Raw genomic sequence first — 23985 nt, 5'->3', positions numbered from 1 at the left:
TGGAAAGGGCCTAATGCAAGTCTCCGTCAGCCCGCCGCCGGCACCCACACCTGTTTCGTCCTGGTTTTGATCGAGGAAGCAACTTGCAGTGATATGACGTGCCCAGCGATAAAGGTCCCATGTGTAGACACTACGGCTTCCCTTCTGTGGGGGATATATTCGCTCACGAAACCGTGAAGTCCGTCGCAGCCATGCGTCGGGCTTCGCTTTTCGAAATCCTACATACTATTGGTTAATGCGCGTTCACAGCCCGCCAGCTGGCTCACCGAAGGGGTTCGCCGCGCCAAAAACCTTGGTGGACACGGCCAGCTCCGGCGCAGTCCTCCGCAAGCCGGCTATCAGCATCCGGCCCGCATCCAGCAAGGCCTCAACTGGCATCGGGTCGAGCCGTTCCAGAACGAACCACATGTCTTCGCTGGCTTCGGTGATCTGCGTGCGCGGACCCTGTCGCCAATTCCAACGACGGCAGGTGACGCCTTGGTCGTCGCGCCAGATGACCTCGCCTACCTCAGGTGCTTCGATCACGGGCTGGCCTTCGGCCATCGTATGGAAGGGCTCGTCACCCGAAGCGAGGCATAGGCGCGGTTGTCCGGCGTAGGAGGTGGCGTCCTCTCCGCCCACAGGCACAGCGAAGCGCAGGCTGACGGCGTTGTAGAGGTCCACGACAGCATTGAGCGGGCGCATCGCGCCATCCTTCACGGCGCGCTTGCGAAGGGCCTCGGCCGAGCACGGCGTTTTCTTCGGTTTCGCCCCGAAGGCGCGGTAGGCATCACGCCAGGCGTCGAGATGCGCCTCGGCCCACGGAAAGAAGTCGAGGGACTGCACCGCCTCTGCCAGCAGGGCCTCGCTGGCAGCGTCGCTCGGACCGTTGCGTCCTCCGCTCACATGGATGCTGAGAGCCATGAAGTCCGGACGCAGGGCGAAGATCTCGGCGTCAATGATGGGGTGGAGTGTCATGTGGTCCTCGGTCCGTTGGGCGGGAAACTTCGTCGCATGCGACGCGCTACGTGTCAATAAAGTGAACCGATATGGTCATTGACCGTGAACTTCGAAGAGAAGTATCACATCATAATGACCAACCCCGAACACTCACCCAGCCTCACCCGCGCAGACGAACAGGAAGCGGTCCTCGCCGCTACGGTCGCCGCGCGTATCTTCGAACTCCGCAAGGCGAAAGGCTTGTCCTTCGACGCCCTCTCCCAGAAGGCGGGCGTCGCCAAGGGCACGCTGGTCCAGATCGAACAGCAGCGCGGCAATCCGAGCATCTCGACGCTTTGCCGCCTTGCCGCGGCGCTTGATGTTTCGGTGGCAGACCTCGTCGCACCGACGGAGGCGACCACTCAAACCGTGACACTCCTCGGCCGTGACGATGCTCGGCAACTCTGGGCGGGCCCATCCGGCGGCACCGCGACGCTGCTCGCGGGGACGCAAGGCCCCGACATGCTGGAGATCTGGGACTGGGTCTTGATGCCCGGCGAGAGCTTCGAGGCGGCCGTGCATGGGGCCGGAACGCGGGAGCTGATTCATGTGACCGACGGCACGCTGGCGCTGACCGTGGATGGGGCGACCCATCTGGTCGCGGCGGGAGGATCGGCAATTGCGCTCACCGACATGCCCCACGCCTACGCCAACCTCGGCAAGGAGCCGTTGCGCTTCACAATGACCGTCCACGAACCCGCTGCGGAGTAGCCCTCGATGTATCAACCCGAACAGCACCGCGAGGACCGTCTCGACGTGCAGCACGACCTCATCGAAACCCACCCCTTCGGCCTGTTGATCTCGCACGACAGCGAAGGCCTTCAGGCGAATGGCTTGCCGTTCCTGCTACAACGCGCCACCGGACCGTTTGGCCGGTTGCAGGCCCATATTGCCCGCGCCAACTCGCAATGGCGCGAACTCGACGGGGCGGATGTGCTGGTCGTCTTCCAAGGACCGCTGAATTACGTGACGCCCGCCTTCTACGAGACGAAACGCGAGACAGGGAAGGTCGTGCCGACCTGGAACTATGCGATGGTTCAGGCGCGCGGCACGGCGCGGGTGCGGGCGGATACCGAGTGGCTCGATACGCAAATTGCCACGCTGACCGACCGGCACGAGGCGGACAGGCCCGAACCGTGGCACGTCTCTGATGCGCCGCGCCCCTATATCGAAGCGCAGTTGCGGGGCATCGTCGGGATCGAGATCGACATTCAGAGACTCGAAGGCAAGTGGAAGGTTAGCCAGAACCGGCCCGAGGGAGACCGCAAGGGCGTGGCCACAGGACTGGCCGCGGTGCATCCGGAAATGGCGGCGCTCGTCCGGCGCTACGGCAAGATCGGAGATGAGGCATGAAGATCGAAACCATGGCTGTCCACGCAGGCGAAGCGGTGGACCCGACGACCCGCGCTTCCTCGCCGAACCTTGTCATGTCCGCGACCTTCCTGCCCCGCGAACTGACCGGCTTCTCGGCCTTGGACGAGGACGAGAGCGCCGGATACATCTATGCCCGCTCGGGCAATCCGACGGTGCGTCAACTCGAAGAGAAACTCGCCGCACTGGAAGGGGCCGAGGATGCGCGCTGCTTCGCCTCGGGCATCGCTGCGACCCATGCGGTGATCATGGGGCGTCTCAGCGCGTGCGATCATGCGATCTTTCCGGAAAACGCCTATTCCGGCACGGCAGAGTTCATCCGCAACAGCTTACCGCGCTTCGGCATCAGGACGAGCTTCGTGGACACGACCGATGCGGACGCGGTCGCCGCCGCGATCACCCCCGCGACCCGCATGCTCTGGCTCGAGACGCCGTGCAACCCGACGCTTCAACTCGCCGATATCGCGCTTCTTGCCGATCTTGCCCACGCACGTGGTGTGCCCGATGTGGTGGTCGATGGCACCTTCGCCTCGCCCATCGGCACGCGGCCTTTGGCGCTTGGCGCGGATTTCGTGGTGCACTCGCTGACCAAATACATCTCGGGCCATGGCGATGCGATGGGCGGCGTTGTGCTGGGTCATAAGGCCGATCTCGATGCGTTGAACCTCGAAGCGGCGGTGCATTTCGGCGGTGTTCTGTCACCCTTCAATGCCTGGCTGATCATGCGCGGAGCTGAGACGCTTCCGATCAGGATGCGTGCCCATCACGACAACGCGATGGCGGTAGCCAAATGGCTCGAAGCACACCCTGCAGTGTCCCGCGTGTTCTACCCCGGCCTGCCCTCGCACCCGCAGCACGACCTTGCCCGCAGGCAGATGGCGAACTTCTCCGGCATGATTGCCTTCCAGACGCATCAAGACGGGGCCGAGATTGCCCGCCGGATGGTGAGCGACCTGCAACACGTGCATTTCGCCGTCTCGCTCGGCCATCTGCGCAGCCTGATCTACTGGATCGGCACCGACGACATCCTGCAATCGACCTATCAGCACCCGCCCGAGGCCGAGGCGCGCTTCCGTGCCCTGACGGGTCGCGGAATCTTCCGCCTGTCGGTCGGATTGGAGCACCCCGAGGACATCTGCGCCGATCTGGCGCGCTGCTTGTGACCGGAGTGCCGAAGTTGACCGAAAGCTTGCCCACGACCGACCGCAGCCGCCTACGCCGCATGCATGACCTCGGCAGTTTCGACATCGCCACCATCCACGCCATCCTCGATGCCCAACCGCTCTGCACCGTGGCCTATATCCGCGACGGCAAGCCCTACCTCACCCCGACCCTGCAATGGCGCGAGGGGGATCGGGTCTTTTGGCACGGCTCCTCCGCCAGCCACGCACTGCGCGCAGGGAAGGGTCAAGATGTCTGCATGAACGTGACGATCCTCGACGGCTTCGTCCTAGCCCGTTCCGGCTTCAACCATTCGGTCAACACGCGATCCGTCACGCTGTTCGGCATCGCCGAGGTGGTGCCGGAGGACGAAAAGGCCGCGCGCCTCACAGCCATGATCGAAGGCCTCTGGCCAGGTCGCAGCGCGCTCCTGCGCCCGATGCTGCCACAAGAGGTGAAAGCCACAACGATCCTCTCACTGCCCATTACCGAAGGCAGCGCCAAGATCCGGTCTGGCCCGCCCGTGGACGAACCCGGCGATTACGATCTGCCGATCTGGGCCGGAGTCTTGCCGGTATCTGTCTCGCTGGCGGCACCCATCCCTGACCCTCGGAACAAGGACGGTGTCGATACGCCAGACCACGCGAAAGGGGTTGCTCGCTTGGCCGACCAAGCCTGAGCTCAACAAGGCTTCTGCACGAGCCGACGGTCCAATTTCATCCGAGCACGGTCCCGTCACACTGTGAGTTCGCCCAGGTGGAGCGGCCCGGCGCAAATCGCTACATCAGGTGGCTCGCTTGAGCGTTCGCCGATCCACCTTCCGGTTCTCGAACTTGTCCCACACCGGCGTTCCCCAGAAGATCCAGGGTCGGTAAAGCACGCGATGGATCGAGGCTTCTTTCAGGTTGCCGTCGCGGTCGTGGTTCACATCTTGGATGCCGAGCCGCATCGCGGGCGTCCGCATCAGCGGTCGTGCGACCTTCTTCTTCTTGAACGGGACAAACGTGTCCGTTCCGGGAATCCGCTTTTCGATTTCCCCTTGTGGCATATTGGCGATGCCGCCGTTCTCGAGCCACGGAGCCATGTATTGGCGCGGCTCGAAGTAGTTGTAGTGAATACGGAAGATGTTCAGCAGCGCAATCAGGACGCGCGGGTTGAAGGCGGCTCCGTTGATGTAGCTCGGCCCGGATCGTGCGGCTTTTCCCCCAGCGCGTCGTGCAAAACTGATGCGCTCGCGGATGGAGTTGAAGAAGGTCGAGACCGGCTGAAGCGTCGCCGACCAGACATGGTAAGCAACAGCAGCCCGAGTGTCCGGGTTCGCAATCTCCGCATCGAACGGCAGGGCTTTCAACTCCGTCCGACGCTTCGATCGCATCAGCGGGAACCCGACGATCTTGTTGGTTTCGCCTGCGGTTTGGAGGGGCGAGGCGATCCAGATCATGGGCATGAATGACTGCTGAAAGTTGTGGCTCTGGACCGGCCTCGGGTTTCCGGCCCCGTCGGTGCCAATCGCCGGTTTCATCGTTGCGGCGATGAACGCCCGCATGCGCTCGCCGTTGGTCATGGTAGCCTCGGCAACCGGATCTGATGCGCGAAGGGCCTCGATGAAGCGTTTGAGTTCGGCCTTGTAGGTCGAGACGCGGTTTTCCATTTCAGGTTTCGTGGCGTTCTTGTCGAACGTCATGGCGATCCAACGGAAGCTGTCCTTCTGGATCTCTTCTCGAAACACATGCGGCAGGACACTCGGCAAAATCGCTTCCTGCTCCGTGACCAGCGTGATGAAGCCAGCTGGCAGCTGCTCGCGAAGAACATGGAAGTGCGCGGCTTTGGTGTATACATCTCTCGTCATGATTCCGCTGAACGGCATCCGGTGGTCACGCTCGGAGTTGTGCACGTTGAAGTATCTTTCGTGGATCTCGTTGATCCGCTCGATCCGGTATTTGATCCGTGCGATCTCCGCGTCCTTCGCCTGGATCTGCGTCTGCGTAGCGGATGGCATTCGCTCCTCCATCTGGTCGCAGAAGATCGCCAGCTGGTGCTTGGCCGCGGCGAAGAGATGATGCTCCTCGAACCGTCCCGTTGGTCGTTGGAACGCCATCAGGGGAGCCGTGAAGTGGAAACCGGATTTCTGTTCGTAAGACTTGCGCAGGTTGACCGCTGCTCCCGCAGGATGAATGTAGCTTTCCTCCACCAGCGTGACCGGATCGACAGTGGGATCGAAGTCTACGTCGATCCGGAACACATAGCCGTGGCGGAGCAATTCAGTTGCGTGAGGCGACGGTCGGTCGAGGTTTCCCAATTCACCGACAGGACGATGTCGTCATGCGCGAGGTGATGTCGCACCGGCTCGCCGGATGCTTCCAGTTCCGCCTTCCACTTTGCCAGCTGCGCCTTCTCGAAGGCGAGAAGCGTCTTTTCGAGCCAGAAAATCCGATCATAGACGCGCTTCGCGCCGCATGCCTTGCCAGACCCTGAGGGGGCGAGCATGCGCATCACTTTCGTGATCCCATTCCCGTTCACGAGCGCCATCAGGATCTGCAGATTATCCGCCGTCACACGCTGCCGACGATGATCGAGCGTGGCACTGATGCGTGCGCCCGGCTTTCCGCGGCACGGCTTGTGGATCAGCCTTACGCGGTCGGGGCCCATTGACCCTCGGTCATCCCCGTCCTTCCGCCTTTTGCGTGCCTTCGTCCGGTTCTTCGCCGAGATCTCGGCACCATCGAGGATGAACTCGCCCGGCGCTTCCAGGTAGGGTTTCCGGCACGCGCCACAGCGCGGTCCATCTATGACCCCATTCATCTGGCGCAGCCTGTCGATCTCGTCGACGAGGTGCTGGTTGGACAGGAGTTCGAAATGGGTCTCGCAAACGCCGTGACCATCATCGAACTGGCATTCGAGGGATTTTCGGTCAAGCCAGGTGTGAGGGTTGGCGGCGTATTCGAAGACCGAAGAAACGCGCCGGTATTTCGGCCCTGCAGTCCCATCGAGTTTGTAATGCCCGTATCCTACGGACTGAGAATTGGAACGAGGGACCTGGGCACCGCTTGATGCTGACCCCGATCCGATGAAGTGACCGAGATGAAGGTCGACCTCGCTTCCGAAATTACCACAATCTGGGTTGTGGCATGTATTGAAGTTGACGGATCCGACCGGCTGCGGATAGATTTGGTCCAGCGAAAGGTTCGGGATGGTGGGCACTGGCTGTCCTCCCACGACTGCGTGTCGCGCAACCCCTTGTTGTGGGGCGACGACCTGAGTTTGGTCGTCTTCGGGAAACCGGAAGTCGTCAGCCAAATAATTCTCGCAAGTGTTGCTCGTAGGATTTCCTACGACCAACACTCAACGAAGACGCCGATAAGGCGAGATTTTGTCCAAAGAAGTCAAACGCCTGCCGACAAATCTGCCGGCAGGCGCGATGCTATCCCCCACAGAAGGGAAGCCGTAGGTGTAGACACTTGAGCCGTTTCAGACTTCGTCGCGCCGATCTCACTGGCATTTCCCTATTGGTGGCAATCGGGATTGGTTTGCTTTTCCTAGAGGGCGGGATGGCTCGAGTCGAGGAAGCACCCATCCTGCAAGCACGTGTCAGCAAGGTTCTGGACGGAGACACCTTCACGCTGAGTGGCGGGTCGCGTCGAATTCGTGTGTGGGGCCTCGATGCCCCAGAATGGAACCACGAGGGGGGCTCAACCGCCACATCGACCCTGCACAGCTTGATTTCCGGGAAACGCCTGAGTTGCGTTGTTCTGGACATCGATCGATATGGACGCCTGGTTGCCCAATGTGTTCTGCCCAACGGCCGTGACATCGCGGCAGAGATGATCCGTTCCGGCGCTGCCACCGAATACTGCCGATATTCCGGCGGCTACTACGGCACTTGCTGAAGTCCGGACAGCAGGTGAGGCGAAGATATTAAGCGCAATCACCGCTCCCAGTCGTGCTCGCCCCGAGCAGGAGTTGACGCGAGCAGCCGTTCAGCGTCCCGCGCCTCTCTGAGCGTCAGCCCGAACACCACATGCGACTTCGCTGCCGAAACAACCGCCCGCGCGATCCACTTCCGCTGGTCCGCGTCCTTGATGTCCGCTGCCAGCACATCCGTCCGCCCGTTGGAAAGTTCAGCCACAACCCCTTTGCCATACCGCTGACGCAACTCGTCGGCGAACCGCTCTGCATGAGCATCTCCCCGGAACTTAACCTTGCCATCCGCCTGCATGATGCGGCCCATCGACCCGAGGGCCCGCAGCAGCCGGTCATTGTCCCGTGCCACATCATGTTCGCGGGCATGCTCGATTAGCTTTGCCGCCGCTTCGTAGAAACCTTCCAGATCAACGACGACCTTCCGGCTTTGATCCAGATTGCGAAGATCGACACGCCGTCGCCCGGACAGATTAAGCAAGTCACTGCGCACCCAATCGCGCTCTTCCCAGGCATTGGCGGCCCCCGCTTCCAGCCGCTCGGCTATGCGGTCACCACTGAGACCCAAGGCCAGAGCCTTGCCGACGATAGCCGTTTTCAGCCGGTCGGCGGCACTTGGCTGCAGAACAACGGCCTCCCTGCCCTGCGCCAGCCGGTCACCCTCAAGACCCGTCGCGTAGAGCTTTGTCTGCGGCAGCATCTGCAAGAGTTGAGCACCTCTCGCATCGCCCAAGCCTTTGGCGATATCGATGGCATAGCCATAAAGCTCGTCCCGCATTTCCTTGCGCACGGCGACAGGCATCTTCCGGATCTTGCTCTCCGCCCCTGCCATCCATCCGTTGAAGTGCTGGTCTAGGTCAGCCCGCTCCGCTGTGGCCACATCACCCGGAAACGGCTGCACCACCCCACCCCGCCGCAGTGCATCTTCAGCCTTGGCGATCTTCTCACCAATCTCCGGCAGACCCGTCAGTGCCGCGACATGCTGCAGACTTCGCATCGCATCCGCCGTCCGCGCCATCGTCGCCAAGGCATCCTCCAGCGCCTTGCCCTCACGCGGCCTTTCTTCCGGTGCGCGACCCTCGACGCGCGCCCGTTCAATCTCTGCCCGCGACGGCCCATAGGTCAGCAAGCCACGTTCGGCCCGCGAAGTGGCATCCAGGAACACCCCCTCCTCGGCCGCGATCGCCACCATGCGTTCCTTCATGACATCCAGATTGAAGGCATGCTCCTTGGCCATGAAAAACCAGCTGTCGTTCACCGTGCCCCGGTTGTTGACGACCATGTGGACATGTGGATGCGCCTTGTCAGTGTGCAGGGCAGCGACATAGGACCAGACATCGTCCTGATGCTCCCCTGACTGGAACATCTCGAAAGCCCAGGCCTCTGCGATCAGCTTTGCCTTCTCCGGCCGCACATGGGACGGAAAACTCATCAAGAGATGGGTGGTGTGGCCGTTCTTTGGTGAGCCGCGCCAGTCCTCGACCCAGTCGCCAACAATCTCGTTGCGCTCGTCCTTGGTAAGCCCCTTGGCGTCGGCATCCAGCACGACCCCGTTGCCAAAGATCGATGCCGACTTCGAGAACAGATAGTCCATCTGGGCGGCCAGCTCCTTGGCATTGGCCGTCCCACCCTTGCCGATCTTCTTCAGCACCGCCGCGTTCGACCCGAGCGAAAACCGCCACAGCTGGCTAGCCCGGGTCGAGAAGGTGAACCCGCGCTTGGGCGAAGACGAACCGCCCGTCTTCACCCGGCCCTGCTGCGGCCGAAGAAAGTTGATCTCCCCGAGAACAGCCTCAGCCAGCCCGATGGGACGCGACCCAAGCTTAACCATGGCGCGCGCCGTCCTGGGTTTCCACAAACTTCCGGAACAGGGCGACACCCTGCCGCCGGCGTTCGGCAATGATCTGGCTCAACGCCTTCGCCACCAGCGGCAATGACCGGCGCAACTCATCCACCGATGCCCACTGCGCTTTGACCATCGGCGCCCTGCCCCGGTTCGCGGCCAGGGCAATCTGGTTCACGTTGATGCCGATCTTGCCCAGCTCGTAGCGGATTTCGTCCAGCTTGGCGCTGTCCTCCCGGCTGAACTCGAGGAAGCCTGAAGCCATCCGAACCACGGATCGCACCCCATCGGAACGAGATTTCGCGCCAAGCTGGGTGCAGAGCGCATCGAAGGCATGGAGTTCTTCGGCAGGCAAGCGGCAGCTCACGACCTGGCCTTTGTCCTCCGACCGTGGGCGTCCGCGCCCAACGACTTGCTGCGATGCAGAATCAGAAACTTCATTGCCAACACCCGCCAAAACCTTGGACCGCGACTTAAGTCTCGTTTTGCGTGTTTCTGATTTTACCGCCAACTTCTGTCACCGATTATTTGTAGACACATCGCATTTCCTGCCACTCTTCCTACCCCTTCCTTCACCTCCCTTTCAAGTGCAATCTAAGCGCGATTTATGCTCTTGCAGATTGTGCTGACCTTGGGTAACTCCCCCGCCACCGAATGCGTTTCGCTGATCGCGCAACACACAAGGTGAGACAGGGACCACGCACCTCCAGCCACGTGGCCAGAGGTGGGTTTTCCTTGCGAGTATGGGCCTAAAGCCTTGTTTTGTTTACTGTGTGGAGCCTGTCGTTCAGTGTTCAGGGTCCGTAGAAAGGAAGTGTGGGATGCGTCTTGCGGCATCAGGGATGTGTGTTCAGGGTTGCGCCTTGTGATACACGCATTGCGCGATCAGATAAAAGACATACGCATCCAGTAATCAGACAAACGATTAAAGAGATAAGCCTTGCGCAATAAGATTTGCGCGAGCCGGTTTCAGATATCCGCAGTTAGCGCTCAGATTAAAGCGATGTGAGTTAAGATAAACGATTTAAGCGATCCGCATTGTGAGAAACGCGATCGGCGAAGTGAGGAAGCTGGTATGGGTTACGGAATACGTGTTGTGCTGGTGATGAACCGCAAGGGGGGATCGGGCAAGAGCACCCTCTGCCGTGCCCTGGCCTCTGCTGCGGCTGCACGGGGCGAAACGGTGACGATCTTCGACACCGATGCCTCAAAGTCCTGCCTCAAATGGATGCAGGCGGGAAAGGAGGCAGGCAACTGGTCACCCTTGGTTGAAGTGATCCACACGCTCGATGCCCACCGGGTGGCAGAAGCTATCGGGCAGATCTACGAGCAGCCCGATCAAGAGCACCTCATCCTGATCGACACCTTCGGTGGGGGATCTGAGGCACAGGACGTTCTGGCCGTCGCCGCCCACCGGATCATTTGCCCGATGATGCTGTCGCGTGGCGATCTGAGTGAGACGCTGGAAACGGCCAACTGGTACCTGAAGCTGCGTGGCCGCGTGGAAAAGCCGGGCGAGCTTGCAGGGTTTTCTGTGCTGCTCAACCGTGTGCCTGTGCGGGTCTCAGAGACCGAGCGGGCGGTGGCTGAAGAGCTGTTCCAGTCCTTGCCTGCCCTGGAAACTTATCTTGGAAGCCGCGCCGCCTTTGTTCGAATGGACAGAGAAGGGCTTCTCGGGGTGATCGCGGACAAGACGCCGAACCGGGCGCTTGCGGCCCATGTCCAGAGTGCCGTGAAGGAGGCAGGGGAGCTTCTTGAGGAAATCGACCAGCTGATCCTCGTACCGACGGAGATCGCATGATGGCGCAGCGTAAGGACATGATGCGGATCATCCGCCAGGACGCGGGGTTTTCGGCAAAGCTGGGTTTTGGTGGGAACGCGGGCGCGAGCGATCAGGCTGGTAGGGTAATCCCAGTGCAGTCGACGTTGGTTGATGCAGTGACCGAGCCGGAACCTTTGTCGCCCGCGATTGCGGCGGCGGCGATGCCAGGTGGCGATGCAGGCGAGGTCAGCATCAGGCTCTTTGGGTCCAAAGAAGAGTGCCGGGACGAGAAGAAGGCTTTCAATACCCAGAGGGCTTCGAATGCGAAAGTGACTGGTCTTGCAACTGGGTCAGCTGCCCGCGGGCAGGTTGTCCATGTCTCATTGTCGCTGACCACCCGTCAGGCGCGGCTGGCAGAAGAGTGGGCCACGGCTGCACGCTGCACCGTCCAGTTTCTGATCCGCCGCGTGGCCCAGAGTCTGCGCGATCAGGTCTTCGACGATTGGGAACGTGATGGGATGCCGGATGTCGAGGAAGCCCGCGGCGCACGAGGCAAGCATCCGACCAGCGTGACCTTGACCTTGCGCCCGCAGTTCGCAGCGGATCTCACGAAAATCCATGACCCGCTTGGCATCATGGGATTGGCGCGCGCCATGGGTCCTGCCTACCGCGCGCGATTCCAGGACGCCTTCGACCAAGCCTTGGCCAAGGCGAAAATTCAGACAACAAACGAGGGAGACGAACAATGACCAGCACAGAAGACCCTGCCCTCGCGCGCACCATCCCGCCGTCTGAATTCGACATTGGCACGCCCGTCGAATGGATGGTCGATCCGGATCAGCGCGAGAAAATCCTCGGGGTGACCTATGAGTTCAGCCAAACCGGCGAGCGCAAGACCGTTTGGTACACGCCCAACAAGCGGCGGGCGAAGGGTGCTCTGGTCGTGTCCGAGTTGCCCTAGGCCTCACTAAGGTTGGCGAGGCGAGGCCGCCGTCTGTTTCCGGGCAGGCTTTCATGCCGACGCGCTTTCGAACCGAAGAGACCTGGCGACCTCGACCGCCGGGCTAAGATCGGAGTCGGCTCATCCCGCGAACTGCTCCCTGTGGTCGACTCACTCGAATGGCTCGTGCAGCAAACTCAACGTTACGATGTAATAAACTCACCAAACTGGGCACCCTAAGAAAGTTTAACAATGCAGTGAAGCAGCGCAGAACCGGCAGAAAACTACATCAAGGCCCTGCAGCATTCTGATTGGTCTAAGCTTCGCAGTCAGCCTATAGTGCTCACACACCTGTGGGAATACTCATGCTTCACAATACTGTACCAGAACGCAAAACGACTGAGGTCTCGAGAACTTCTGGAAGTCGGTCGGCACCCGTATACCTTGATGGGTTCGCTACACTGCCTTTGGCGAGCGAGGCGCGCTCTGCCATGATGGACGCATGGGACCTACCAGGAAATGCAGGTTCCCCAAATGCCTCGGGAGAACGGGCAGCTCAGATCATCGCAACCGCACGTACTGAGGTTGCTTCTTTGCTTGGAGCTGCAGCTTCTGAGATTATCTTTACGTCTGGGGCAACCGAGGCGAACAATCTGGCCTTAATCGGGGTGGCTGCCGCCGCAAAACCCTTATTGAAGCGCCGAAGAATTATTGTCTCCGCGGTCGAACATAAGTCAGTGCTAGAGCCAGCGGTACACCTTGGAACCCAAGGCTTTGAGATCAGTATTGCGCCAGTCGACGGAAGAGGCCGACTTGATTTGGACGCATTCACCGCCCTACTAGATGAAAATGTCCTGCTTATTTCGGTGATGCTGGTCAACAATGAAACGGGCGTCATCCAGCCTGTCGCCGAGGCAGCTGCCCTTGCCCGTCGCGTCGGTGCTTTTGTTCACTCCGATGCGGCTCAGGCATTAGGCAAGATTCAAATCGATGTGTCTCAGCTCGACGTCGACTACCTTAGCATATCGGCACACAAGTGTTATGGCCCTATGGGGGTTGGTGCTCTCTACATGGCTGCCGGAATGCCGTCGCCCATTCCTTTGATGCATGGAGGTGGTCAACAATCTGGGATTAGACCCGGGACCGAACCAGTACCTTTGATTGCCGGCTTCGGTGCTGCTGCCGTCGCGGCTTCGGCAGCCCTGGCTGAGTCAAAATCCACCAAGACAAGCTCGAAGATCGACCGCCTGCTTGATGCTTTGAGTAAACAACAGGTGCGATATCGACGGATCACAGGTGATCATCCAGTGGTGCCGGGAAGCGCGGCGATATCTATCGATGGGGTGGATGCTGACAACCTTTGCGCTCAAGTAGCGCACGCCGTCTCTCTTTCGACTGGATCCGCCTGTAACAGCGGGCAACTGAGGATGTCCCATGTGCTTGAAGCCATGGGGTTTTCCGAAAACACGGCGCGTTCGGTCGTCCGTATTCTCTGCGGCCGGACGTCAACGGATGATGACATAGATCTTGCCGCCGAAGCCATTGTTCGGTCGATCCGCCGTTCCCACCTTGCTACTGGTGAGGTTCGCCAGTAGCTTTGTCTCATGAGACAGGGCGCGTTCAACAACGATTCAAAAGGGCAGTTTGCGGGGCACGAGACTTTCCCGCTCCGCCTGCTATGGCTGAAGAAGGCCTTCGATGCGGTAGCTAATGGCGCACCGTCTGCAATATTCCACGAGCAGGGCGCCATTACGCAATTTGGTGTTGGGCGCAATATGGCGGCGTCAATCCGCTATTGGGCGCTCGCGTCTGGATTTTTTCGGGAAGATGATCGTAACATTCGCCCCACCGACTTAGGCCGACTCGTCCTGTCTGACGGGAAACTCGATCCCTATATCGAAGATCAATCTACAATTTGGTTGACGCACTGGCATATTGCCAGCACCGCCCAAATGACCACAACGGCATATTATGCGTTCAACGCACTGGCAGTCATTGAGTTTGATCCAACGGGACTAATCGATGAACTTCAGTCATTGGTTTTGAGCCGCAAATGGCGGGCGACGCGCGGCACCCTTAAGCGCGATGTGGAAGTCTTCCTCCGAAGCTATGTCCGTCGCGGAGATGCTCTAAACGAGGACGCAGCTGAGCCGCTTTTGGCTGAGCTTGGGCTTATTCGGGAAGCGCGCCTTGGCGGATGGTATGAGTTCGTGCGTGGCCCCAAGCCGAGCTTAAGGGATGGTGTATTCGCATATGCGCTTGCAGATTTTTGGGAGCGCCAAGGTGGTTCGACCGCTCTGACTGCAGAACAGATCTGTTACGCGCCTGGCTCTCCTGGCCGGGTTTTCAAGCTCGACGAAGACAGCGTCATTACAAGACTTATGCGACTTGACGCCCTGACCGATGGCGCCTGGCAATGGACCGATACGTCCGGTCTTCGTCAGATCCAACGACGCGCAGACTTCCCGCCGCTTTCATTCATTGAGCGCGCATATGGCCATCAAGAATTGGCGCTAAGCGCATGACCCTACTGTCGAAATTTGTCGAGATAGACCGTCGTTTTGCCCGGTCGGCGCGTGTGGATGCCGATTTGAAAGGTACGCCTCCGCTCGTCGGCTATGTAATGCAGGCGAGCGTTGCTAAGGCACTGACGACGCTTGCGACCAGCCAAGTTGCCTCGAAGCAAGGTGCATTTACTTGGACTGGGCCATACGGAGGTGGCAAATCGAGCGCTGCGCTTTTGCTCGCTAACTTGATCGCCGGTGGCCCAGAGAACCGCAAAGTCGCTCAAAAGATAGCGGGCAAAGAGCTTAGCGCTCTCTATCGGCAAGCCTTTCCTGAACACGCTGGCCCGTGGCATGTCGTCGCGGTAACAGGCAGCCGAATGCGCCTGCGCGATGCAATCGCCGATGCTGCGTCGATCACTTTCAGTTGGGACGCGGCGACTAGGGACGCGGCGGCTAGAAGTGACGAAGCTCTGATCTCTATGGTCCAAGGTTCAGGTGAAGACTGCGGCAGCGGCACGTTGGTTGTGCTTGATGAACTCGGGAAGCTTCTGGAGCATGAAGCAAGTGATGGTGGAGATATCCACCTTCTCCAGGACATAGCCGAGTATGCTTCGCGCAGCTATGGACGGCTGGTGATAATCGGCATCCTGCATCAGTCATTTGAACAGTATGCAGCGCGCGCTGCGCGCGACGCGCGACAGGAATGGGCGAAAGTACAAGGGCGTTTTCACGACATTGCCTTTCTAAGCGGAGCGGATGAGACGGTCGCTTTGCTTGGTCGGGCGATATCCTGCAAGACGAAGCCTGAGGTTGTCGAGTCAAACGCGTTGGCCGTTGCCAAGGCGGTAGCCCTCCGCAGACCAACAGAAGTCGATGTATTGTCTCGAGCCTTAGCCCAGACTTGGCCCTTGAATCCCGTCACTTCCCTCCTCCTCGGGCCAGTCTCACGCGCCAGGTTCGCGCAAAACGAACGCAGTGTCTTCGGCTTCTTAAGCTCTGCTGAACCCAACGGGTTTCAGGAGTTCCTTCAGTCTACCGACAACGGCGAAGCTACATATGATCCTGCGCGCCTCTGGGACTATTTGTCATCAAACTTTGGCATGGCTCTCGCGAGCGGCAATGATGGTGGCCGGTTCAGTCTTGCTTTCGAGGCAATTGAGCGGGCTGCAGCGAAAGGCACTGACCTCCACGTTGCCTTGACCAAAGCTGCTGCGATCATTGAGTTCTTCCGAAACGGGTCCGGCCTTGCACTCGCGGATGACATTCTCGCCTGCGCCGTCCCTGGGGTGACCGATGAGGAGCGCCGGGCTGCCATCGCCAATCTGCTTGACTGGGCAGTCCTAATTCGGCAGCCGAGGCTCAATGGGTACGCACTTTTTGCTGGAAGTGACTTCGACCTAGACGAGGCTATTACGCGCTCGATCACGCCGATCGACACCGAACAACTTGCCGGGATCCCGCAACGCGTTGGACTTGGATTCGTCACGGCTAAGCGCCACTATTTCTTGAGTGGCGCGCTACGAACGTTTGAAATTGCTCTTCAACTTGTCAGCAAGGCCGATACCTGCGAACGCGTTGCTGCAGAAATCTTAGCTAGGCCTGAGCGTGGTAGTGGCGCCTTGATCCTCCTGTTGAATGACGGATCTATGGATGACGCTTTGCTTGACCCGCTGTGCAAGTCGGTCGCTTTCTTGTTGAAGGAGAGTGGGCGGGTGATCGCTGTTGGCGGGGCCACGGAAGGTGGTGCCGTTTGCGCGAGCGCGGTTGAACTCATCGCGGTCGAACGTGTTTTCCGTGATCATCCGCAGCTTGAAGGCGATCGCATCGCCCGCCGAGAGCTGGCTGCGCGACAATCGCTGAGTGTCGATACTTTGCACCGTACACTCGAAATCGCACTTACCAGAGCCAAATGGGTGCTTTCACCAAAACCCGACTTTGCCACTTCGACATCACTCGCCTCAGTGGCGAGCGCCCTCGCTGATGCGGGTTTTCCGAACACACCAATTCTGAAGAGTGAGCTGCTACAGCGCGATCGCCCTTCATCTAACTCAATGGCGGCATTACGGGATCTGGCGCATGCTATGGTCAGCCGACACGGCTCACAAGACCTAGGAATAAGCGGCTATCCTGCAGAGCTGGGGCTGTACCTTACAGTAGTGAAACCATTCGGCCTCCATCGCGAGATCGAGCCCGGGCGCTTCGACTTCGCCGCCCCAGACGACAGCACGGAGGGGCGGTCCTTGCTGCCCGCCTGGTCAGTGATTGACAAGGCGGGCGATCAGAATCTGGAGCAAGTCTACCGGCTTTGGGCAAAGCCGCCCATTGGCCTCAAAGCGGGCGTTATGCCGGTGCTGGCGCTTTCCTACATGCTCGCAAATCGGTCGAGAGTAGCTGTCTATATCGATGGAGTTTTCCAAACTGCTATCGACGATGTCACCGTCGACAAGCTCCTGCAGCGTCCAGCTGATTTTCGGTTGAGGAAGATCGACAGGTCTGTCCGTGAGACTGCTTTCTTGAGCGGTCTCGCCCAGTACTTCGGCCTCAAGGACGAGGTCGGTTCGCTTCCTGTCGCCCAAGCGCTCTTTCAACGCTTTGAGGCGTTGCCATCCTTTGCGGCAAGGACGCATCAGGTGAGCGCGGATACACAACTTGTCAGGCGTGTCGTGCTCAAGGCCAGCGATCCTGAGGCGATGTTCTTTGACGCTCTGCCGGACGCCTTTGGTGAGAAGCTTACGCCAGACTTAGTTCTGAATGCCTTGGCGGAGTGCGAAGCAGCCTACCCAACGCTTTTGGACGAGCTGCGTGCGGCATCCGCACGCGCCCTTGGCGTTGATCCAGCGACTTTTCGGGGTGTCGCGGAGCGTGCCGCCACAACTCAAGGGCTTACCAACGACTACAATTTTGAGGCCTTCGCGGCGCGCGCAGCTGCTATCGAGACGGGGACCGGCGACATTGAAGGCTTGGTAAGTATGCTTTTGCATCGCCCAGCACGCAACTGGTCGGACCGAGATCGTGAGCAAGCACTGACCGAAGTTGCGCGCTACGGTCGCCGGTTCCGCGAACTCGAGGCACTAGCGGTCGTTCGGGATCGCGGTTCACATACAGAGGCCCTTGCGTTGGTTGTGGGGCTGGATCCGCTCACGCCTCCGTTGATGCGAAGCTTTGTTCTAACCGAACTAGAGAAAATTGCTGCTGCGAACCTAGCCGACCGAGTTTTGGCTACGCTGAGAGCTGATAACACCGATCGCCAAATGCAACTGGCAGCTCTCGCTCGGGCTGTTGCAAGTTTGGCCGCCGATGAGTTGGAAGAAGAGGCGAATACAGCATGAGTCGAGTGCGACATATTTTGGGCGTCTCGGGGGGTCGTGACAGTGCTGCCCTGGCCGTTTATATGCGCCAACACCAACCCGAGCTACCGATTGAATACTTCTTCACAGACACTGGGAAAGAGCTTCCGGAGGTCTACGAGTTCTTGGATAAGCTTGAGGGTTTCCTTGGAAAGACAATTGAACGTCTGAATCCGGACCGTGACTTCGACTTCTGGCTGTCGGAGTACGGAAATTTCTTACCGTCACCCCGAACACGCTGGTGCACTCGCCAACTCAAACTGAGGCCGCTGGAGCATTGGCTTCGGGGTGACCTAGAGTCAGGAACAGTGGTTCACTCCTACGTGGCCATTCGATCTGATGAGCCGAGCCGCGAGGGCTACCAGTCGACTCATCCAAACATGAAAGTGCACTTGCCTCTCCGTGATGCAGGGATAGATCGCGCCGGTGTGCTTGAAATTCTCAGTCAGGCCGAAGTTGGCGAACCCGCCTATTACAGCTGGCGGTCCAGATCAGGCTGTACCTTCTGCTTCTACCAACAGAAGATTGAGTGGGTAAGATTGGCCGAGCACCACCCGGAGCGCTTTGAGGAGGCCGTGGCCTATGAGAAAACGGCTCTGAATGATGGCTCCCCCTTCACTTGGACCCAAGGCGAAAGCCTAACAGAGTTGATCAACCCCAAGCGCGTTGAGCAGATAAAGCTGGACTACGAGCAGCGCAGGGAGCGACTGCGCCGAAGCCGAAGGATCAACCCGCTATCAGCGCGTACCCCGGATTCCGTCGATGAAGCATATGGGATCGACGAGGCCGCGGGTGGTTGTGTCATCTGCCACAAGTAGGTCAGCCCGAGTTTACACGGGCTGACCATCGTAAGTCGCAATCGCGTCAACCGCCCGCTCAATGTCATCATCTGAAAGGTAAGGCGCCTGCGCGAAGATGATGCTTGGCTCGCCCGAAAGACGAGCAGCCAGATGGCCGAGACCGAGCAATTGCTCGGCACCTTTCACACCTAGGGCAATTTCGGATGTCCCTACACTCGCTACTTTCAGGATCAGCCGGTTGCCGAGATTGTCACGAAGCTGCATTGGCATCACGTTCGCATCGGGACGTTGCGCGGCAAAGACCAAGTGGATCCCAGCTGCGCGTGCTTTGACCCCCAAACGAGAGACATTTGCAGTTACGGCGGCCTTGTAGTCTTCGGTCAGCATCCACTCAGCAAACTCATCGTGGATCAGAAACTTGAGCGGCAACCTGTCTTGAGATGTCACTTTTGCATTGAAAGTACGAATGTCCCGAGCGCCATTTGCTCGGAACAGTTCGTAACGTCGTTCCATCTCAGCAATTAGAGTCTCCATGACCCCAATCGCCTGATCTTGCGACACGATGACCCCTCCTTGGAGGTGGGGCAAGCGCTCGATAGCTGCGTAGTCCACACCCATCTTTGGATCAATGAGATGTATGTGTGCTAGAGCGCTTGGGTTCGTTGCCGCGATGTCCAGAAGGAGAGCTTGGATCAAAACCGACTTCCCGCTGCCAGTTGCCCCGGCGACTAAGGTATGCGGTTCATGGGCCTGGCCTCCGCCGAACCCTCCACCCAAGTTCAGATAGAGAATTTCGCCGTCGAGCTCCTTCAGCCCAAGCACGAACGAAGTGTTCACGCCGTTTGCATTTCGGTTGATTTCCCGCCGCGCCCAGACATCCCATAGAGAGACAATCTGGCGCTGCGGCCGAGCAACACCCACAACGATCTCGCCGGGCAGCGGCGAGATCGAAATCAACCGCAATCCGTGCGTGGTGAGCAACGCAGACTGTCGCGCTTCGATGTCTTCGACCCTCAGACGATCACTACCAAGGAACCGGATCAGTGCCGCGTTTGGAGTCAATCTTGTGCCGACGATCTTGGCTTGAAGATTGTACCCCAGGAGGGCTGTCCGGAGTTTTTGCGCCGTCTGCTCCAACCAACTGTCTTCCTCCGCTGAGGCGGCCTTGGTTGTCTCGGCGTTACGCTGAATTAGCTCTTGAAGCGTGGCAGGCGACAGCTCTGGGTGATCTTCGCCTTCAATCGGCGCAGTCGAGGTGGAAGTCGGCACATGATCAACCGACCCCTTTTCTCCCTCCGTCATTGGGGCCAATTCGATACTGAAAAGATCACGATCAGCACTCGGTTCTATGGTCTTGCCGATCGAAATGACGGAACCCTCAGCCGCAGCGGCCGGTGTTGGAATGTCTTCATCGATGCCGACTTCGTCATCATCGAAGTCACCTATGACTGGCGTCGGCAGAGCACCCTTTGGGTCAATCGAGATCGTGTTGGTCCAGTCAACTCGCGCCGCAGGCTCTCGATAGGCCGCCTGATCCCAAGGCCTCGCCTCGCCAAGGGCGGATCGAAGGCTCACAAGTGGTGCACGTGCTTCATAGGCTTTGATCAGTTGCCGAAGGCCTTCGCGGCTAAAGGTCTCCTGGAACCCATTTGCGATATCGGCCACCGGCTCTTGCTCCCCATGCGAACTGCCGTCATCGGCAGGACCGGATACAAAGATGTGCGAATACCCTCGCATGTCGATGGGCACAGATCCTCTGCGAATCCCATCCCGAACTCGCTCAAGAAGGGCGGCGTTCCCGAGAGCGGCCGTACCATCTAGCAAAAGGTCTGCGATGCGCGACAACCAAAGGTCCCGGTCCAGACGACCAGGATCACCAAACAACGCATCGTCCATCCGAGCGACGGTATGCCGCAACTGTTGAAGCGACTTGCGAGAAGCTTCTGAAAGCCCTGAAGCATTGATGTATTTTGCCTCGGTGATGATCGCTCGTAGCTTTGCATCCCCATTCGGAGCGGACGTAACAGACAGGGCAAGGATATCCGCGATCCCTTCCTCGCGTTGACCGAGCCACTCGGCATAATCGTCGAGTAGAAACCAAGCGACTGTGGCGCTGTCGCCCAACTCTTCGGCGACCAAGGCCCGACTTAGAACTAGGCCGATCAATTCACCCGCCGAAACACCGCGCTTCGCTGCACGGAGCACAATATCTCCCGAGATGGCGGCGGCATCGTCAATCATCCGCTTTGCAAGTGCAGACAACCTCTCCTCGCTGATACCCAAGGAAAGTTCAGCGAGACGTCGCTTGACCAAGACATGAAGAATTCGCAGTTCGGATGTCGAGGAAACGACCATGTTTCGGCCGTGGGAACGCTGCCGCCTGTACCGAATAACGCTTATGCCTTGGGCGGCAAGTTGTCGTTTGTCGAGAAGGTCATCATATGTTGCAACCCATTCAGCAAGAGAATGGACCTCGTCGAACATCAACTTCAGGTTTTGATCTTGGAATGAGATCTGTCGGGCAGGGATGTAGTGCTCATTTGCACTGTGCGACTGACGCCGAATGATACAAGCGACAGCGTCAACATAAGCCCAACCCGCGTCTGGCTGCCGGGGGCATGTCATATAGCTGGTCGCCTTGAGTTCATCCTCCGCGGTAACGCGTCGGTAGGACCAACGGGCCGGCACATGTTCCAGCATTGTTGGGTTATGATCCTCAGCAGGGACCGAGAACCAAGCCTCCTTTGCCTGTCGCGACACGACGTCATGGAGGAAAGCTACATCGATTTCGCGAGTAGTTCTGTCACTGGAAGGACTTCCACTGTCGAGCATTACTCCGATGCGTAGCTTGGACATGAAGTTCCGCGACGTTTCACTGACCACCACCGCATCAGGATCGCCATCGGAACGGTCCAATAGCTCCCCGTAGACATGTCCAAGCTTCGAACGATCGCGATGCCGAACCAAAACATTGCAATGCACTTCGTCTTGGTCCTGGACCGAGCTCAGCGCATTCACTGTCGCGAGCGGGAGACCTGCCGCATCGCAATTGTACAGCATGATACTCAGATTTGAGCCCTCGTGTGGCTGTAGGTCGAGGTAACGCTCAATGAGTCCCCGGATCTGTTTGGCAGCTTCAGCTGGGTCGACATCTGTCGACGCTTCGGATGGATCTCGGACCGGGCGTTCAAGCAGTGAGTAGTCATTCACGGTCCCGGTCTCTGCCAAAAGCACTGGTTCGGTGCCGTCGTAGCCAACCGCAATTTCTGGATAGAGTGGGTGGGAAAGCTCTTCTCTCAGATCCGAAAAGAAGAGTCGCGAGTCACCAAAATTGACATCGACGTCGGAAAGCAAGTAGTCGATCAGGCCGGTCAACGACCTCGCCTTCACCGCGGAGCCCGCGAGGCGCATCGGATGCCATGGAGCAACAATGGCGGAGGGCGCTCCACCGGTGACTTGGACCGTTCCGATGGCCAGCACTGGTTCCCAAAGGTCACGACGGTTAATATCGCCGCTAGCGTGTAGTTGAAGGCTTCGAAGCAAATCGGCATATGAGTTCGCCTGCTCGAGAAGCACAGACGACGCATATCCGGAACTCTGCAAGTTGCTTAGGGCGCTCCCGTAAAGGTCAGAAAATTTCTTCCAAGCCGCCTCTATGGCATGACCGCCAGATGAAGTTACGCGACCGCCTGAAAGTGCAAGCTTCAACTGCTTTGGAAAGAGCTTTCCGATATCATCGCCCACATTTGTTCGCGGCACCAATGACCCCGCGTCCTGGCCGAAGGCTGGCTGCAGCGTTCCGACATCGGCCAATGAAACAGACTGCAGGGCCCCTTTCTGACTGACCGAAAGTCTTGCGACTTTGCCACGCACCAAGGGTCGCTTTAGGAGACGAGCGATCTCATGCGGCAGCTCAAAACCAATGGCATTCGGCTGGGCTTGCCAAATCAACTGCACAACGGCGCGATCCGTACCCGCGCCAGTCCCGGTCTCCAGGGCAATATCGAACTTGATCTGAAGACTTGTGCGCGACGTCGAAACGTTCGGACGATACTTCTTTCGACGCTTGGCGCTCTCAAGTAACGCTTCATACTCAAACAGATGAGGGACATCCCAGTGGACGTTCGGCCCCATCAAAGGCTTCAGACCTCTGTAGCGCAAACCGAAGGCAAGGCCGACATCAGCATTGATGTCTAGCCATTGGCCTTTCGTTCGACGGGAGGATCTGATGACCAGCTTGCGCGCGCCACCAGAGGGCGTCACTTGTCCGAAAAGCCTCTCTACAGCCCGCAGCAAACCATCGGAAAAATCGCCACATTCAATTGGGCGCCCGAATATGAAGCGCTCCCACTTCGCCCTCAGCGATCTGTCTTGGGCAAGATCTTCCCTGTGACTTTCAAAGAAGTCACGATCGTCGTCCCGCGTTTCCTTGAGCGAGCGTTTTTTCAGGAGATTAAGGTACTCGATATCGGCGTCGCTCAGTCGCCCAGGTAGATCGAACTCAAAGAAATTGATTGTCTCTTCGGGAAGGGTCGTCTTCTTCTGCTTAAGCCCGGAAAAAAGCTGCAGAATATTTTCCGCCTCCCACTCGAAGGCAGCAAGCTCCGCTGCTTCCGGGCCCCAGCTGGGTGCAGCCGCGATGAACTTCTCGATGGCAGCATGTGCTCCGACGACGATCTCATCGCGCACCACTTCAAAATGAGAACGAAGCTCGTCGCTATCGATGACTTGACGGTTCGACCGCTGCTTGACCAACAACGGCTTCCGATCTGCAACGAGTTTCTCGTACATCCGTTTCCAACGAGGCACCTGCCCAGCATCCTTTTCACGGATACTGAGAAAGTAGCCACTGTCGCGAGGTAAGTGCAGTGCAGGAAGTGCCCAACCCAATGCTTCCACAACCGGTTTGGACTGTTCCGCAACACAAAGGCGGGTCTGTGCAACGTAGTGAGAAATTTGATGCAACGTCCAGTCATCGGCCGCATTCAGTCCCCGGAGGGCAGCTTTCCAGATGCCAATTTGGCTTTCAGGCAGGCCCAAGCCTGCGCTTGCTGACTCCACCCACGGGTGAGGATCCTCCGTGAGTTGCTTGGCACCGAGCAACGTAACATCCTGCAGGGAAGCGCCCTGATCATCATCGGTGTTGGCAAGCAAAAGGGCAGGCTTGTCACAGTCCGCATTTCGGATCGCAACAGTGCGCTCGTCCGTCACAATATGTGTCAACGGCAGAGTAAAAGTGAGCCAAAGGGCAGCGCAAAATGTTGCCACTTTGGGGTTAGGGAGATTGTCGCGTGAGGGAGCGCGAGCATCCGGGCGACCGCGCTTGTCATTGAGCTGGCGGTTGCCCGGATGCTTTGG

18 protein-coding genes are annotated in these 23985 nt (G+C 58.8%); 12 read left to right on the top strand and 6 right to left on the bottom strand.

Annotated features, from left to right (window positions below):
* Window positions 1-243 precede the first annotated feature (243 nt).
* Window positions 244-957: a B3/4 domain-containing protein gene (locus Q8K08_RS14015; protein ID WP_305250456.1), complete on the bottom strand. Its 714-nt coding sequence runs from the start codon at window positions 955-957 to the stop codon at window positions 244-246.
* 114 nt (window positions 958-1071) lie between these two features.
* Between Q8K08_RS14015 and Q8K08_RS14010 the strand changes: the two genes are divergently transcribed.
* From Q8K08_RS14010 to Q8K08_RS13995, 4 genes are read left to right on the top strand one after another with little or no spacing between them, the layout of a single operon-like run.
* Complete coding sequence (locus tag Q8K08_RS14010) at window positions 1072-1689, top strand: XRE family transcriptional regulator (protein ID WP_305250455.1); 618 nt, start codon at window positions 1072-1074, stop codon at window positions 1687-1689.
* 6 nt (window positions 1690-1695) lie between these two features.
* Entirely contained in the window at window positions 1696-2331 is a 636-nt protein-coding gene (locus Q8K08_RS14005) for an FMN-binding negative transcriptional regulator (protein ID WP_305250454.1), read from the top strand.
* A complete protein-coding gene (locus tag Q8K08_RS14000) occupies window positions 2328-3512 on the top strand; it encodes a PLP-dependent aspartate aminotransferase family protein (RefSeq protein ID WP_305250453.1) in 1185 nt (394 codons plus the stop codon). The genes Q8K08_RS14005 and Q8K08_RS14000 overlap by 4 nt, the downstream gene beginning before the upstream one ends.
* Window positions 3513-3526: 14 nt before the next feature.
* A complete protein-coding gene (locus tag Q8K08_RS13995; protein WP_305250451.1) occupies window positions 3527-4189 on the top strand; it encodes a pyridoxamine 5'-phosphate oxidase family protein in 663 nt (220 codons plus the stop codon).
* A gap of 105 nt (window positions 4190-4294) precedes the next feature.
* Here Q8K08_RS13995 and Q8K08_RS13990 read toward each other — a convergent pair whose 3' ends face one another.
* Both Q8K08_RS13990 and Q8K08_RS13985 read right to left on the bottom strand, forming a co-directional pair.
* The gene (locus Q8K08_RS13990; protein ID WP_305250449.1) at window positions 4295-5752 is read right to left on the bottom strand and encodes a hypothetical protein; all 1458 of its coding nucleotides are present in this window, start codon (window positions 5750-5752) and stop codon (window positions 4295-4297) included.
* Window positions 5734-6711: a hypothetical protein gene (locus tag Q8K08_RS13985; protein WP_305250447.1), complete on the bottom strand. Its 978-nt coding sequence runs from the start codon at window positions 6709-6711 to the stop codon at window positions 5734-5736. Before Q8K08_RS13985 ends, Q8K08_RS13990 begins: the two co-directional genes overlap by 19 nt.
* A gap of 257 nt (window positions 6712-6968) precedes the next feature.
* On the opposite strand from Q8K08_RS13985, the gene Q8K08_RS13980 reads away from it, so the two are divergent.
* On the top strand, window positions 6969-7397 hold the full coding sequence (locus tag Q8K08_RS13980; protein WP_305250446.1) for a thermonuclease family protein: 429 nt from the start codon (window positions 6969-6971) through the stop codon (window positions 7395-7397).
* Window positions 7398-7435: 38 nt separating this feature from the next.
* On the opposite strand, the gene Q8K08_RS13975 is transcribed toward Q8K08_RS13980, so the two are convergent.
* Window positions 7436-9259: a relaxase/mobilization nuclease domain-containing protein gene (locus tag Q8K08_RS13975; RefSeq protein ID WP_305250445.1), complete on the bottom strand. Its 1824-nt coding sequence runs from the start codon at window positions 9257-9259 to the stop codon at window positions 7436-7438.
* Window positions 9252-9626, bottom strand: coding sequence for a plasmid mobilization relaxosome protein MobC (gene mobC / locus Q8K08_RS13970; RefSeq protein WP_305250443.1), 375 nt, complete (start codon window positions 9624-9626; stop codon window positions 9252-9254). Before mobC ends, Q8K08_RS13975 begins: the two co-directional genes overlap by 8 nt.
* Window positions 9627-10367: 741 nt before the next feature.
* Here mobC and Q8K08_RS13965 point away from each other — a divergent pair.
* The 7 genes from Q8K08_RS13965 (at window position 10368) to Q8K08_RS13935 (ending at window position 18645) form a co-directional block, all read left to right on the top strand.
* Window positions 10368-11072, top strand: coding sequence for a division plane positioning ATPase MipZ (locus Q8K08_RS13965; RefSeq protein ID WP_305250442.1), 705 nt, complete (start codon window positions 10368-10370; stop codon window positions 11070-11072).
* Window positions 11069-11782, top strand: coding sequence for a hypothetical protein (locus tag Q8K08_RS13960; RefSeq protein WP_305250441.1), 714 nt, complete (start codon window positions 11069-11071; stop codon window positions 11780-11782). Before Q8K08_RS13965 ends, Q8K08_RS13960 begins: the two co-directional genes overlap by 4 nt.
* A complete protein-coding gene (locus Q8K08_RS13955; protein WP_305250440.1) occupies window positions 11779-11994 on the top strand; it encodes a hypothetical protein in 216 nt (71 codons plus the stop codon). The genes Q8K08_RS13960 and Q8K08_RS13955 overlap by 4 nt, the downstream gene beginning before the upstream one ends.
* 344 nt (window positions 11995-12338) lie before the next feature.
* Window positions 12339-13568: a cysteine desulfurase family protein gene (locus tag Q8K08_RS13950; RefSeq protein WP_305250439.1), complete on the top strand. Its 1230-nt coding sequence runs from the start codon at window positions 12339-12341 to the stop codon at window positions 13566-13568.
* A gap of 9 nt (window positions 13569-13577) precedes the next feature.
* Window positions 13578-14498: a DUF4007 family protein gene (locus Q8K08_RS13945; protein ID WP_305250438.1), complete on the top strand. Its 921-nt coding sequence runs from the start codon at window positions 13578-13580 to the stop codon at window positions 14496-14498.
* On the top strand, window positions 14495-17809 hold the full coding sequence (locus Q8K08_RS13940; RefSeq protein ID WP_305250437.1) for a hypothetical protein: 3315 nt from the start codon (window positions 14495-14497) through the stop codon (window positions 17807-17809). The genes Q8K08_RS13945 and Q8K08_RS13940 overlap by 4 nt, the downstream gene beginning before the upstream one ends.
* A complete protein-coding gene (locus Q8K08_RS13935; protein WP_305250436.1) occupies window positions 17806-18645 on the top strand; it encodes a phosphoadenosine phosphosulfate reductase family protein in 840 nt (279 codons plus the stop codon). The genes Q8K08_RS13940 and Q8K08_RS13935 overlap by 4 nt, the downstream gene beginning before the upstream one ends.
* A 12-nt stretch (window positions 18646-18657) precedes the next feature.
* On the opposite strand, the gene Q8K08_RS13930 is transcribed toward Q8K08_RS13935, so the two are convergent.
* Window positions 18658-23838: an FtsK/SpoIIIE domain-containing protein gene (locus Q8K08_RS13930; protein WP_305250435.1), complete on the bottom strand. Its 5181-nt coding sequence runs from the start codon at window positions 23836-23838 to the stop codon at window positions 18658-18660.
* Window positions 23839-23985 lie beyond the last annotated feature (147 nt).

This window comes from Pseudotabrizicola sp. (genome assembly GCF_030684215.1).
Lineage (GTDB): Bacteria > Pseudomonadota > Alphaproteobacteria > Rhodobacterales > Rhodobacteraceae > Pseudotabrizicola.
Note: the sequence above shows the minus strand (reverse complement) of the source record. Positions and strands in the feature narration are given on the sequence as shown.

What these genes read in the sequence shown, in the direction of transcription:
- Q8K08_RS14015 (WP_305250456.1), bottom strand. Translation starts at nt 957, where the DNA reads ATGACACTCCACCCCATCATTGACGCCGAGATCTTCGCCCTGCGTCCG.
- Q8K08_RS14010 (WP_305250455.1), top strand. Translation starts at nt 1,072, where the DNA reads ATGACCAACCCCGAACACTCACCCAGCCTCACCCGCGCAGACGAACAG.
- Q8K08_RS14005 (WP_305250454.1), top strand. Translation starts at nt 1,696, where the DNA reads ATGTATCAACCCGAACAGCACCGCGAGGACCGTCTCGACGTGCAGCAC.
- Q8K08_RS14000 (WP_305250453.1), top strand. Translation starts at nt 2,328, where the DNA reads ATGAAGATCGAAACCATGGCTGTCCACGCAGGCGAAGCGGTGGACCCG.
- Q8K08_RS13975 (WP_305250445.1), bottom strand. Translation starts at nt 9,259, where the DNA reads ATGGTTAAGCTTGGGTCGCGTCCCATCGGGCTGGCTGAGGCTGTTCTC.
- Q8K08_RS13960 (WP_305250441.1), top strand. Translation starts at nt 11,069, where the DNA reads ATGATGGCGCAGCGTAAGGACATGATGCGGATCATCCGCCAGGACGCG.
- Q8K08_RS13955 (WP_305250440.1), top strand. Translation starts at nt 11,779, where the DNA reads ATGACCAGCACAGAAGACCCTGCCCTCGCGCGCACCATCCCGCCGTCT.
- Q8K08_RS13950 (WP_305250439.1), top strand. Translation starts at nt 12,339, where the DNA reads ATGCTTCACAATACTGTACCAGAACGCAAAACGACTGAGGTCTCGAGA.
- Q8K08_RS13945 (WP_305250438.1), top strand. Translation starts at nt 13,578, where the DNA reads ATGAGACAGGGCGCGTTCAACAACGATTCAAAAGGGCAGTTTGCGGGG.
- Q8K08_RS13940 (WP_305250437.1), top strand. Translation starts at nt 14,495, where the DNA reads ATGACCCTACTGTCGAAATTTGTCGAGATAGACCGTCGTTTTGCCCGG.
- Q8K08_RS13935 (WP_305250436.1), top strand. Translation starts at nt 17,806, where the DNA reads ATGAGTCGAGTGCGACATATTTTGGGCGTCTCGGGGGGTCGTGACAGT.